The sequence below is a fragment of the Blautia sp. HCP3S3_D9 genome (assembly GCF_052063845.1).
In the GTDB taxonomy this organism is placed as follows: domain Bacteria; phylum Bacillota; class Clostridia; order Lachnospirales; family Lachnospiraceae; genus Blautia_A.
The window spans coordinates 1-12,406 of sequence record NZ_JBQHWS010000105.1; the positions used below are offsets into that span (position 1 = coordinate 1).

Sequence of the window (12,406 nt, forward strand, 5' to 3'; positions counted from 1 at the left end):
CCACATGAACTTAACAAATTAATGGAATCACTAAAATCTTTATCCCCGAAGCAGCTTGAATTAATCAACAATATTGTCGCAGAATTTCAAAAGAAGTAGACTTCCGCATTGTAGATTCTACTTCTTTTAATTTTCCAATATTATATTGTTATTTTCTCATAAAATGCATATAATAAAAGTAGGGAAATCCCTACTTTTCTATTCAAAGGAGGTGAACTTATTATGGCACAAGCAGTTTTTACAGATAATGCAAAGGTTATGGCCAAAGGTCAGATTACTATTCCTAAAGATATCCGGGAAGTTCTAGGTGTTTCCAGTGGAGATCGTGTTACTTTTATTGTAGAAGGTAATTCTGTTCGTATAGTTAATTCTGCAGTTTATGCTATGCAGACACTCCAAAAAGATATGAGGGGAGAAGCAGACCGGACAAATCTAACTTCTGACGAAGATGTTATGGCACTTGTAAATGAAATACGAAATGAGGTTTAATATATAGATTTTCTTCAGCTCTAAGAATTTTTTATACAAAAGATAAATCTCCAAATACAAAAATCCCCGACTCCCACAGAGTTCTACCTCTATGAAAGCCGGGGATTTTATGTAAGTATAGTAATAAGATTATGTCAGCTATATGGCGGAAGTTCAATAACCATATAGTCTGTAAACTATGATAATGATTATTTAACGATCATACCAGTCTTTCTGTCGCTGAAGATTGCTACTTCGATCAGGAAGATCACACCAAGGATCAGCTGCTGTAACTGGGTTGGCATCATCAGCATTACCAGACCACTGGAAAGTACTTTGTAGGTCATAACACCGAGGATGATGTTGTAGAATCTTACTTTTGCACCGCCATTTACAGGCATTCCGCCAAGTACCAGAGCGATCATGATCTGTGTTTCCAGCTGGTTTCCGGCTGTTGATGTAACGGAACCTACTTTGATGGCATTTACAAATGCTGCAAGTCCTGTGATACATCCTGCTGCCACGAATACGAGGATCTTTGTAGTCTCTACGCGGATACCTGCGAATCTTGCTGCTGTTTCACCTGCACCGATTGCTTTCAGTCTGGAGCCCAGACCTGTGTAAGTAAATACAAGATATGCCACTACGAAGATGATCACTGTGAAAGTAAGCATGAATGGCAGTGTGTTGTATTTGGAAATATCACTTACTGCATAAACAGGTGAGTTTGTTGTTGCATAAGCACAAACTCCACGGAACAGGTACATAGTACAGATTGTAACAATGAAGCTTGTGATTTTTCTCTTAACATTGAAGTAACCATTGATCAGACCGATCAGTCCGCCTGTTACCACACCGCCGAGTGCTGCCAGAACCATGTTGTAATGGGAAAGATAGCAAACTACGATGGAAGCTACACCAAGCATGGAACCCTGGGAGAAATCCAGGCCGCCCATTGTCATTACCATGAACACACCGATGGATGAGATCAGCAGCATGTATGACTGGCTCAGAAGCAGTGATATATTTTTCGGCTGAAACAGTCTGCCGTCTGTCAGGATTGCAAATAATACACAAATGATCACGAATCCTGCGATAGGAAGAATCGTACGCACAATGGGACGTTCCAGAAATGGTACTTGCTCAGTTGATTTTTTTGTTGTACTCATTTTTTTACCCCCTTAAATCATATTGTCAATCAGATCTGTATCTTTCAGATCCGGAGAGCGAAGGAATTCACCATTGATCTTGCCGTCTTTCATGATCAGGATACGGTCTGCCATACCCAGAAGTTCCATGATTTCCTCGGAAATCATAATGATGGATTTTCCTCTTTTTCTCATATCGTTCATCATGGCGTAGATGTCAGCTTTAACTTTGACATCAATACCACGTGTAGGGGAGTCAAGGATGATCAGATCGGAGTCTTTACCAACCCAGCGTGCAAGAACGACTTTCTGTTTGTTACCACCGGAAAGAGCAGATACAAACTGGTCAACGCCTGTCATTTTTGTGCTCATCTGTTTTGCAAATTTATTGGCAAATTCATTCATGGTCTTTGCACGAAGGAATCCATGTGTCTTCAGATCCTCAAGGGATGGAAGGCAGATGTTGTCTCCAATTGTATCATTGATGACCAGAGATTCGTTATCACGGTCTTTGGAAGCATATGCAATGCTGTGTTTGATGGCATCCGGAATGGAATTGATCGGAGTGCCGTCACCCAGAGTTACGGTTCCCTGACGATAATAGGAAGCTCCGAAAAGTGCCTTACCAACTTCATGCATACCACATTCGGAAAGTCCTCCGATACCAAGGATCTCACCTTTGTGAAGATCAAGATTCAGGTTCTCGATCTGGCCTTTTACTGTTACATTCTTAGCGGAAAGAACCACTTCTTTGGAAATTGGTTCGCCGTAATCTGTACGATAATAATTGTCACCAATCTCACGGCCTACCATCAAGGCTTTCAGTCTGTCAGGAGTTGCTTCTTCTTTTGTGATAGAACCAATCTTGACACCATCACGAAGTACGCTGATGTTATCAGACTGTTCAATAACTTCCTCAAGGTCATGAGAAATGAAGATTACGCAGTTTCCTGTGTCACGGACTTTATGCATAACTTTGAAAAGCTCTTCACGGCCTTTCTGTCCAAGTGCTGTTGTTGTCTCATCTACAACCAATACCTTCGGGTTGAAGTAAGTAGATTTTACGATTTCTACTAACTTACGATCCTCAAAGTTGTAATCATCGATTACTTTTGTTGCATCAATATAGTTGAATCCGTAGCTGTCCAGATATTCCTGGGCTTTCTTGTTCATTGCTGCGGTATTTTTAATACCATGTTTTGTGAACTGATCCTCGTTTCCAAGGAAAATGTTCTCTGCTACAGTCAGTCCGGAAAGTGTTCCGATCTCCTGTACGATGATGGCTACACCCTGATGGTTTGCTTCAACCTGGTTAGTTGCGGTAATCTCTTTTCCCTCGAGGATAAATTTACCGGAATCTTTCTGGTAAATACCTGTCAGGCAGGAAGTCAGTGTTGATTTACCGGAACCGTTTTCACCGATCAGTGCGTGGATCTCACCTTTATTAAAGGTAAAGGAAACGTTGTCCAGGGCGTGTGTGATGCCAAAATGTTTATCAATATTTTCTGCTCTTAATAATATTTCACCCATAATCGTTCTCCTTATTTTACTACAAGACCTTTAACCGGTTTGGTTGTCAGTGCAACGATAGCCAGCAGAGCAACACCTGTTACTACGTTCTGGATAGTAGTCGGAGCACCAAGTGCAACGAAGCCGTTGAACATAAGCTGAATGATCATTTCACCGATTACGATTGCGATAACCGGATGGCCGTATTTCTTAAATGCCAGTCCAAAGAATGTTCCCATCAGAGGAGTAAAGTTACGGCTCATTGAGGAAAGGTTGGAGGCTGATGTCATGGAAGTACCAAAGCTGATTGTCAGGATTGCCTGAAGTCCGAAGAAGAATCCTGCAAGAGTAAATGCTACGATTTTATACTTCGGGACATTTACACCCATGTTCTTTGCAACAACTTCGTTGCTTCCGATGGCGTAGGTATAAGTACCGATCTTTGTATATTTCAGAATGAATGCGCAAAGCAGATATGCGATCAGTGCCAGGATCAGGTTGACCGGATAATCACCAAATGCTCTGTAATTTGTAGCAAGGATTACGTTCTTTCCGTTCGTCGCATATACACTGAATGCCTCATAGATCAGGGACAGTGCACATGTAACGATCAGGGAAGAGATATGTAATTTGATATAAACAATACCATTGATGAGACCAATGATCGTACCGCAGATCAGCGGTGCAATGATGAGTCCGGCATAACCGAATTTCTCACTTGCGTTGCAGGCGACAATGGATGAAAGTACGATATTGGCACCAACGCTCATATCGAAAGGTCCCATTACGCAGATAAAATAGAGGCCGCATCCGCCAACTGCATAAATTAATGCTGATTTCATGTAAGTAGCCAGTTTAGCAGGGGAACCGAAAGTAGTTGGTGCAAGCACTTTGAATACTGCCCAGAAAACTACAAGCATAAGAATCAGAATGCCGATTCCATAATACTGGCTTTGTTTGAGTTTCTTCATAACCATTCTCCTTATCCATTTCTTCGCCCGCCAAAAGCAGGAGGTCAGACACTTTATCAGGTTTGGCCTTTTGCTTCAGGCGGGCGCTAATCATAACCTCTAATTAATTCTCCACTGCCTTTTGGAGGAAAGGCAGTGGAGCTTAAGTTTGTCATATTAGTTGCTGTGACGGGAAATAACATCGTCGATAGAAAGTGATGTTGCAGCTTTGTTCAGATCGTCGAAGCTGTATCCAGCTAATTCAACGAGTTCTTCGTCTGTATATGGATCATCATCTACAAAGTATTTCTTGTAGTTTTCATAGTCTTCGGAAGAAGATACATACAGATATGGGAACTGGATTTCGTATCCGAAGGATCCTTCATCTTTTACATAATTGCCTTTGATTGCGTTATATGTGATAAGGAATGCATATAACGGGTCGCAGAAGTGTCCGCCTGATTCAGCAAACATTCCACCAGACTGAAGCTGCTCGCCAAGGTCATCAAGGAAGTCTGTAGAAACAACGTCGATCTTTCCTGTAAGTCCTTCGTTTGCCAGAGCACCGATGGAACCAACAAGTGGGTCACCGCCGCCACCTGCAACGATCAGAGCGTCCATATCAGGATTGGAGTTGTAAAGGGAAAGAGCTGCTGCTGCACCTTCTTCGGAAGATGTATTAGCGTATACAGGCTCTGTGATTGTTGCCTGATCATCAGGATTAGCTTCGTTCCATTCGTCAACTGCCTGTTTGTAACCTGTCCATCTCTGCTGGAATGTAGCATCACCAACTGTCCATGCCTCAAGGCCGATGTTTCTGTCACCGTTCTCAAGAAGCAGGTTAACCAGTGTATATCCGTTTGTTACTTCGTCTTCATGAACTGCACCAAGATAATACTGTGAGTTGCATGCTGTCTGATATACTTCAGGGCTGTTCTCTTCGGAGATGATACGGTAGAACTGTGTAAGGTAAACCTGATTTGCATCACAGGTCTGGATGGCAGATGTCATTTCGGAGTCTGCAGAGTTACAGATTACGATACCGTTACATCCTGCTGCGCAAAGCTGTTCAACAGAAGCTGTAACCTGCTCAGATACGTGGCCCTGGTCAACATACATTACATTAACACCAAGAGCATCCGCTGCTTTGTCAATGATTTTTTTACTCTGGCTTCCAAGTACGTCTGTGGAGCTCCAGATTGATACGCCGATTGTGATGTCGTCATCGGCTGCCTGTGCTGTTACTGCACCCATTGGTAATGAACCAACCATTGCTGCTGTTGCTGCGATAGCGACTGCTTTTCTCATTCTTTTTTTCATGTTGTAAAACCCTCCTTGAAAAAATTTGGTTTTTGATTTTTTTGAACGGAAGTTTTGTTCCGAGCTCTCCGTTCCTCTGTGACTATATTAAACCATATTTCAGCTTTGGTTAGTTAGGACATATTTGGAAAATTTTGTTGCACATTCTTGACCAGTTTGTATATAAAAGTTGGACAAAATATGAACAAGTTAGGCAAAATGCCAGTAACTTGTATGGTCTGCTTCTTTATCTGCCATCAATTAGCTGTATAATAAAGTCCCCTGTATCCGTTCAATAAGAACTGCAATACAAAGGACTTCTGTCTGAGTTTCTTCCATATTAATTATAACTTCAATTATAACTGTGCAAGATTATTTCGATACTCTCTCGGGCTACATCCCATCTTCTTTCTGAACACCCTGCTGAAATAGTTATAGTCATCATAGCCAACCAGGAACGAAATTGTCTCCAGTTTCTTATCCTGATCTTTCATAAGCTCTGCTGCTTTTTCCATTCGGATTCTGGTGAGAAATGCAATAATAGTCTCTCCATACTTCTGGCTGAAAATCCTGGAAAGGTAGCTTGCATCCATATGATACTGCTCTGCCAGAGCTGTAAGTGTGATATTCTCATGATAAGAACGCTCAATATATCTGTGGATCTGCTCTACCTGCTGTACAACAGAACTGGAATCGGAACACTTATCATCTCCACTCTCCCATAAGCTGTCCAGCAGAATTTTCAACGAAGCAAACAGAGACGGTGCATTGAGACACTTCATATAGTAATCAATGTTATCCATAGCTTCCTCTGCCTGCGCCGTAAGCTTCGGACACTTCTCCTGTACATATCGATACAGGATTCCCGTTATCCTGCCGACATATTGTTTCATATCCAGATAACTCCAGGTACCATCATCACAATGTTTAAAATCACAGGTTCTGAATATCAGTTTCTCTGTCTCCGATTTCTGTCCTGTCGAAAGTAAATGGTACAGTTCTGTCTCCATATGAGCAGGCGCTGACTTCCCGATAGTCTGCATTTCAGCAGTATTTTTCTCCTCCGGGCAGGACAGAATACAATGACTCCTGCTAAATGGACGGGTAACAAGTGTCGAGATCAGTTCTCTGTAAACGGTGCCGATATCATCCAGCGAACTGGTCTGCTCATGAAGTACTACTGAAACCGGACCGTATTCTTCCAGCGGAAATTCCTTCAGAATATTCTCTGCAAGAGCTCTGAGTTCCTTTGCATCTGCTGTCTTTACGATCAGGAACTCACTCATCTTATTACTGTTGTTAAAAATAATCGCATTTCCGTCCGTTCCCGTCAATTCTCTGAGTCTGGACTTAATACTCCATGACATCTGCAGATTATCGTGATCAAACTGCTCTGCGATTTCCGCAATATTATAAAATTTAACCATCAGAGTTGCTACTTCTGAAAATGTATTCGTGCTGGATACATGAGTCTGAGACGCAGACTGTCCATATAATTTTCCGGAAAGCAATGCTGAATATTCACTGTCCTCCAGAAATGAAGAAAGCTTATGTTCCTGAATCCTGCTGGTTTCATCATGCTTCTTTGCGTTTTCTCTTTCTTCCAGGACCCCCAGTGCTTTGGTAAGAACTTTGACCAGTTCTTCTTTTCCCACTGGTTTCAGAAGATAATCCAGACCGCCGGATACAAATACACCTTTTACTTTATCAAAATCATCGTAGCCGCTGATAGCAATTGTTACGATATTCGGATACTCGTTCTGAAGACGCTGCAGTAATTCCAGTCCGCTTAAAAATGGCATATTAATATCTGTAAGAATAATGTCCGGTTTCTCCTCAGGAATGCGCTCAAGAACTTCTTCTCCGTCGCAGGCAGGCTCCAGGAATTCCAGCGAATATTCTTCCCATGGAATCAGGCTGCGGATATTTTCGCGACTCCAGAATTCATCATCTGCCGCAAGAACTTTGTACTTCATGGATTTCAATGATATTCCCTCCTGTTTCTATCATCTGTAATCTCTGTCTACCTTATAATACTGATTTCAAAATCTGCCGTTTCCCCAGATTCATTCCGATTACTGTTCACTCCGTTCTCAGTAATACACTTTGCGGAATAGTAGCGTGTGAACAGTAACTCATTCTGCACTACTGTCAGAATGTACGGCATTATCCTCTGAAACCGCCGGAACTGTAATCGTTACTGTCGTTCCTTCTCCAATCGTGCTCTCAATATGTAATCCATATTCTTTTCCAAAAAGCTTCTTCAAACGTGCATTAACATTCAGGATTCCAATGGAAACACCGGATTCCACACGCTTCATATCATTCTGTTCAAGCAGGCAGTTCATTTCCTCCGCATCCATTCCTGCTCCATTATCCTGAACTGTAATTACCAGATTCTCTCCGACATGCTCGGAACGGATCAGCAGCTTCTTATCTTTACGCCGCACATTTCTAAGTCCGTGCGTCAGGGCATTCTCCACAACCGGCTGTATACAGATACGTGGCATCGGATCCTGAAGCGTGTCACTGTCAATCTGATAATCATAAGCAATCGTCGAACCATTTCTTACATCCATTACATAAAGATAGTTTCTTACATGCGCCATCTCATTCTGAAGAGTAGAAAGCTCATCTGTCATATTCAGGCTGTAACGGAAAATCGCTGACAGGGAACGGCACATTCCACTTACCAGCGGACAGTTCTGTGCATTTGCAATCCCACTCATTGTATCCAGTGTATTATAAAGAAAATGCGGATTAATCTGCGCCTGGAGCATTTTGTACTCCGTACGTTCTACCAGCATCTTATGCTGAAGTTCCTCCTGTGCCATGACTTCCATGCGGTCAAGCATCTCATTGAACTCTGTTCCCAGCGTGGTCAGCTCCTGGGACCATCCGACCGGCTGCACACGCAGCTGCTTCTCTCCGTTCTTGATCTGCGTTATAGTGCTGCTCATCTCTTCCACCGGCTTTGTCACCCACTGCGACACAAACAGAACCAGTACCGCAACAGCTCCGATCATCGCTGCCATTATAATAAGAAGCGTTCGGATCAAAGATTTCTGTGCTACAGTCAGAAGAGACTGTGAAACAAGCACAAATGCTTCCAGATTATAATTCTCCTGAGAAACCTGGATCAGATAGTTTCCATCATATTCTTCCTGCAATTCATTAGCCTGATAATAATCCTGGATCACTTTTGAAAGCTGCTTCTGGATTCTGCTCTGACTCTCCGATGCCTGCCCGGTCATTGCGATTACTTTGTCATCCAGCGGCTGAAGCCACAGACATACCTGATCCACATCTACGTATTTCGCCATAATTGAAGTAAATGCTACACTGTTAATATCACATACAAGATATCCCAGACTGCTTCGGTCTGCATCGTAATTATGAAGTTTCAAAACAAACCGGACAATGTCTTTCTTCGCCTCAGGATTGTGGTAACCGGAAATCATCAGGTCTGTCCTGTCACCATGTACATAACTGTAAACCCTGTCTGCATTGTCATCATAGTCTGCTTTATAAATATCTCTTGGATAAGTAACAGAATTGTAACGATAGCTGCTGATCAGCTTATCTCTCGTATCATACAGATACATCGCAAGAACCTGATCCTCTTTTGTGAATCGTTTTCTTGCCATATACCAGGTTCTCCAGTAATATTCTTTCATACTGGAATCCTGTTCTGCGGCATCCCGCATGGCATTGGTGAGGTCCTGTTCACTGTAGATCGTAAGCATTTCTCCTCGTATTGTATGAATAAAATTAGACAGATCTGTCTGCATTTTATTTAAAGATATTTCATGATCCGATATACTCTCTGCCCGAATCTGCCTGCGCAGCGACTGGTGAAAAAGGAAAGTCTGCAGCAACAGGGCAAACACTACACTGCTGATACATAAAACAAGCAGAGCAGTCCGCATCGTCCATTTTTTTTGTTTCATTTATTTATCCCCTCATCCGGATCAGAAATCCATATCCTGTTCACTATGAAAGTATAACGTTCCCATCCCTTTTATCTCAATTATTATAATTATAATACAGAATTTTCAGGTTGAAAAGAAAAAAGAAAGCAGTTCAAATACATGTGAATCATACATATACTTAAGCTACTTTCTACTCTGGACTTTTAATAACCGATACCCTTCAATCAGTTACAACTAGAGCGTGTTTGAAAAAGGCTTTCTGCAAGATGTGCGTCACAATTTGTGGGAGATTTTGTTCGGATGAGGGCGTCGTAGCGGGCTACGACAACCGAATTCGGGCAAAATATACCGCAAAGTGGGGCGTGCAGATTGCGGGAATGATTTTTCAAACACGCTCTAAACCTCTGTATGCAATTATTTATATCTCTGTTCCTGTACATTGTCCCAAAATATGCTGTACTCAAAGCATCACGCCCTGTTTTCTGCTTTATTTCCTGCATATATTATAAGCATATATAATAACCTTATAATTCAGATTACAGTTCAATATGTACAGCACCAACCGCACGGATATTCATCGGATATACATTCTCTTTTCCTGCAAACTTGGAAATGTAAGAAACATAGTTCTCTGTCTCCTCTTCCGGTACTACGCACATGATAACACCTGCAAATCCACCTCCATGGATACGGCATATACCTTTGCCCAGTTTCTCAAGGAAGAGGTCTGTAAGAGCAAGTGCAACGGAAATCTTCTGCTCTGTAAATGCTTTGATCGGATAGCAGTTCTGGAGTAATTCCCAGGAAGATTTTCCGGATTCGCTGAGAAGTCTCAGTACAGTTTCTCCGTCTTTCTCTTCAACAGCTTTTGCAGCCTTTTCTACACGCTCATTCTCTTTGAAGAAGTGGATTGCTCTTAAGATTGCTCTGTCATTTTCAATCTTATCCATGTTTGCCAGGACATCATCAAGAGTTGTCTCACAGAGAAGTTCTGCTCCTGCTGCCTTTGCTGCCTCTTTCATTTCCATCGGGATCTCAGAATATTCTGCGCTCAGATCAGCATGACCTTTTCCTGTATTAACGATTACAAGGTGATGGTTGTAATCATGGAAAGAGAAGTTTACTTTCTCATATTTCGGATTCTCTCTGTCAGAGAAATCAAGAAGGATCGGGCCGCCTACTGCACATGCAAGCTGATCCATTAATCCGGAAGCTTTCAGCCAATATACATTCTCAGCATACTGTCCGGCTTTTGCATAATTGATGTATGTCATTGCTCCGTCATTAAAGAAATAATTAATGATAGAACATACAAGCATTTCAAAAGATGCAGAAGAGCTTACACCAGCTGCACGGATCACGTTTGTTGTCACATAAGCATCAAATCCGGATACTTTGAAACCGAATTTCTGAATTGCCTCTACCATACCGGCTACCAGAGATACGGTTCCCTGAGCTTTCGGTACGCTGGAAAGCTTGTCAATATCTACAACAACTTCTTTGTCATATCCTTCACTTGTAATGCGGATAACGCTGCTGTTGTTCGGATAAGCCGCACCAATAGTATCCATATCAATACTTCCTGCGATAACACGTCCGCCATTGTGGTCTGTATGGTTTCCAATGATCTCGGTTCTTCCCGGTGCTGTGAAGAATTCTGCTGTATCATGATGGTAAATTTCTGCGAAGTGATCAGCTACTGACTGAAAACGTGCTGCTGATCTCTCTGCCTCTCCGTAAATACGTGTTAATTCATTTTTATTTGGAATATTCATTGTAAAAATCCTCCGTTGCTCTTTCCGGCCTGACCGCCGTTATGCAGTGGCATTGCATAAACTCCGGCGGCAAACGGGAATATGTGTATGAAAGTTTGGGAGCAGCCTTATTACGGTCACACTCTTGAAATTCAGTATACATTACTACAATAGAAAAATCCATGATAATTTGGGGAGAAAATAGTAAAATCTTGCGTTTATTGCTATAAAAGTGTACAATGAGTTTATCTTATCGTTCGCATTTATTATATTCTGAAATTTTCATAACTGGAGGACACGCAATGGCAGAGATCATAACCGATGGCTCCCAGAAAGAGCTAAAGAAACACGGCAGCGACGAATTCCCACTTCTGGTAAGCTATGAAAAGCTTTCCGGATATAAATCCGGTTCTTTCTTATGGCACTGGCACCCAGAACTGGAAATCACCCTTGTTCTGGATGGACAGATTCTTTATAAAGTAAACCAGTGTACTTACCATATGAAAACCGGCGATATCCTGCTTGGAAATGCCAATGTTCTTCATGCCGGATTCATGGAAGATATGCAGGATGGAAAGTACGTTTCCATTACTTTTCTGCCCAAGATCATCTACGGTTCTTATGAGAGTATTCTGCGCAGAAAATATGTAGAACCTTTTTTGCAAAATTTCTCGCTTCCTGCCATACACATCGACTACTCTCAGCCATGGCATAGTTATTTTGCAGACTGTGTAAAAGAAATTATACGTTTATACGAAGCAAAAGAAGATTTCTATGAACTAGACATCACAGGTACTCTGCAGAAAATGTGGCGCTGTATGCTCCAGAACCTCCCGGAAGATATTCCATACACTGAGCACAGCAAACTGGAACGAAACCGCATGCGTGAGATCATGGACTACCTGGAACACAATTACATGAACAAGATCCAGATGAAAGATATCGCAGATGAAATTCATCTCTGCGAAAGTGAATGTAGCCGATTGTTCAAGCGCTACATGAACGTATCCCTGTTTACCTTCCTACAGGAATACCGAGTAGAGCGAAGCCTGGAATTTCTCCTCAGTTCCGGCGACAGTATTATGGACGTCGCGCAGAAGTCCGGATTTACGGACTCTAATTACTATGCTAAGGTATTCTCACGGGTTAAGGGATGCAGTCCGCAGAAATATAGGAAGCAGAATATTAAAAAAAATTAATAATTAGAAGCTTCTTATAATTGATTAATAAATTACCCTAGATTATTCACGGCAATGCCGTGAAAGTGGCCGAAAGCCACATAGTTACAGTATTTTAACTGAATATTGCTTTTCACCTATTAAGTGAATGAAAAAAGAGCTTCACTT

The 12,406-nt window shown here is 41.9% G+C and carries 10 protein-coding genes and 1 pseudogene; 3 read left to right on the plus strand and 8 right to left on the minus strand.

Annotation, left to right across the window (positions count from 1 at the left end):
- Positions 1-258 precede the first annotated feature (258 nt).
- Positions 259-489 (plus strand): AbrB/MazE/SpoVT family DNA-binding domain-containing protein, encoded by a 231-nt coding sequence (locus tag ACTNES_RS15780; RefSeq protein ID WP_441040080.1) that lies wholly within the window; start codon positions 259-261, stop codon positions 487-489.
- Between the two features lie 188 nt (positions 490-677).
- Here ACTNES_RS15780 and ACTNES_RS15785 read toward each other — a convergent pair whose 3' ends face one another.
- The 7 genes from ACTNES_RS15785 to ACTNES_RS15815 form a co-directional block, all read right to left on the minus strand.
- On the minus strand, positions 678-1,637 hold the full coding sequence (locus ACTNES_RS15785; RefSeq protein ID WP_291807690.1) for an ABC transporter permease: 960 nt from the start codon (positions 1,635-1,637) through the stop codon (positions 678-680).
- Between the two features lie 12 nt (positions 1,638-1,649).
- On the minus strand, positions 1,650-3,146 hold the full coding sequence (locus tag ACTNES_RS15790; protein ID WP_291807691.1) for a sugar ABC transporter ATP-binding protein: 1,497 nt from the start codon (positions 3,144-3,146) through the stop codon (positions 1,650-1,652).
- A gap of 11 nt (positions 3,147-3,157) precedes the next feature.
- Positions 3,158-4,096, minus strand: coding sequence for an ABC transporter permease (locus ACTNES_RS15795; protein WP_441040079.1), 939 nt, complete (start codon positions 4,094-4,096; stop codon positions 3,158-3,160).
- Positions 4,097-4,252: 156 nt separating this feature from the next.
- The gene (locus tag ACTNES_RS15800; protein ID WP_291807693.1) at positions 4,253-5,395 is read right to left on the minus strand and encodes a sugar ABC transporter substrate-binding protein; all 1,143 of its coding nucleotides are present in this window, start codon (positions 5,393-5,395) and stop codon (positions 4,253-4,255) included.
- A gap of 335 nt (positions 5,396-5,730) precedes the next feature.
- A complete protein-coding gene (locus tag ACTNES_RS15805; RefSeq protein ID WP_291807694.1) occupies positions 5,731-7,350 on the minus strand; it encodes an AraC family transcriptional regulator in 1,620 nt (539 codons plus the stop codon).
- A 159-nt stretch (positions 7,351-7,509) separates the two neighbouring features.
- Entirely contained in the window at positions 7,510-9,324 is a 1,815-nt protein-coding gene (locus ACTNES_RS15810; protein ID WP_291805968.1) for a sensor histidine kinase, read from the minus strand.
- Between the two features lie 206 nt (positions 9,325-9,530).
- Positions 9,531-9,674 carry a DUF6783 domain-containing protein gene (locus tag ACTNES_RS15815; RefSeq protein WP_441040081.1) on the minus strand — a complete coding sequence of 48 codons (144 nt, stop codon included), beginning with the start codon at positions 9,672-9,674 and terminating at the stop codon, positions 9,531-9,533.
- Between ACTNES_RS15815 and ACTNES_RS15820 the strand changes: the two are divergent.
- A pseudogene (locus ACTNES_RS15820) lies at positions 9,612-9,815 on the plus strand (DUF6783 domain-containing protein); the annotation flags it as partial. The gene ACTNES_RS15815 and the pseudogene ACTNES_RS15820 overlap by 63 nt on opposite strands.
- A 27-nt stretch (positions 9,816-9,842) precedes the next feature.
- On the opposite strand, the gene ACTNES_RS15825 reads toward ACTNES_RS15820, so the two are convergent.
- Positions 9,843-11,081, minus strand: coding sequence for a galactokinase (locus tag ACTNES_RS15825; protein WP_216458502.1), 1,239 nt, complete (start codon positions 11,079-11,081; stop codon positions 9,843-9,845).
- Between the two features lie 281 nt (positions 11,082-11,362).
- Between ACTNES_RS15825 and ACTNES_RS15830 the strand changes: the two genes are divergently transcribed.
- The gene (locus ACTNES_RS15830; protein WP_216458501.1) at positions 11,363-12,259 is read left to right on the plus strand and encodes an AraC family transcriptional regulator; all 897 of its coding nucleotides are present in this window, start codon (positions 11,363-11,365) and stop codon (positions 12,257-12,259) included.
- Positions 12,260-12,406 lie beyond the last annotated feature (147 nt).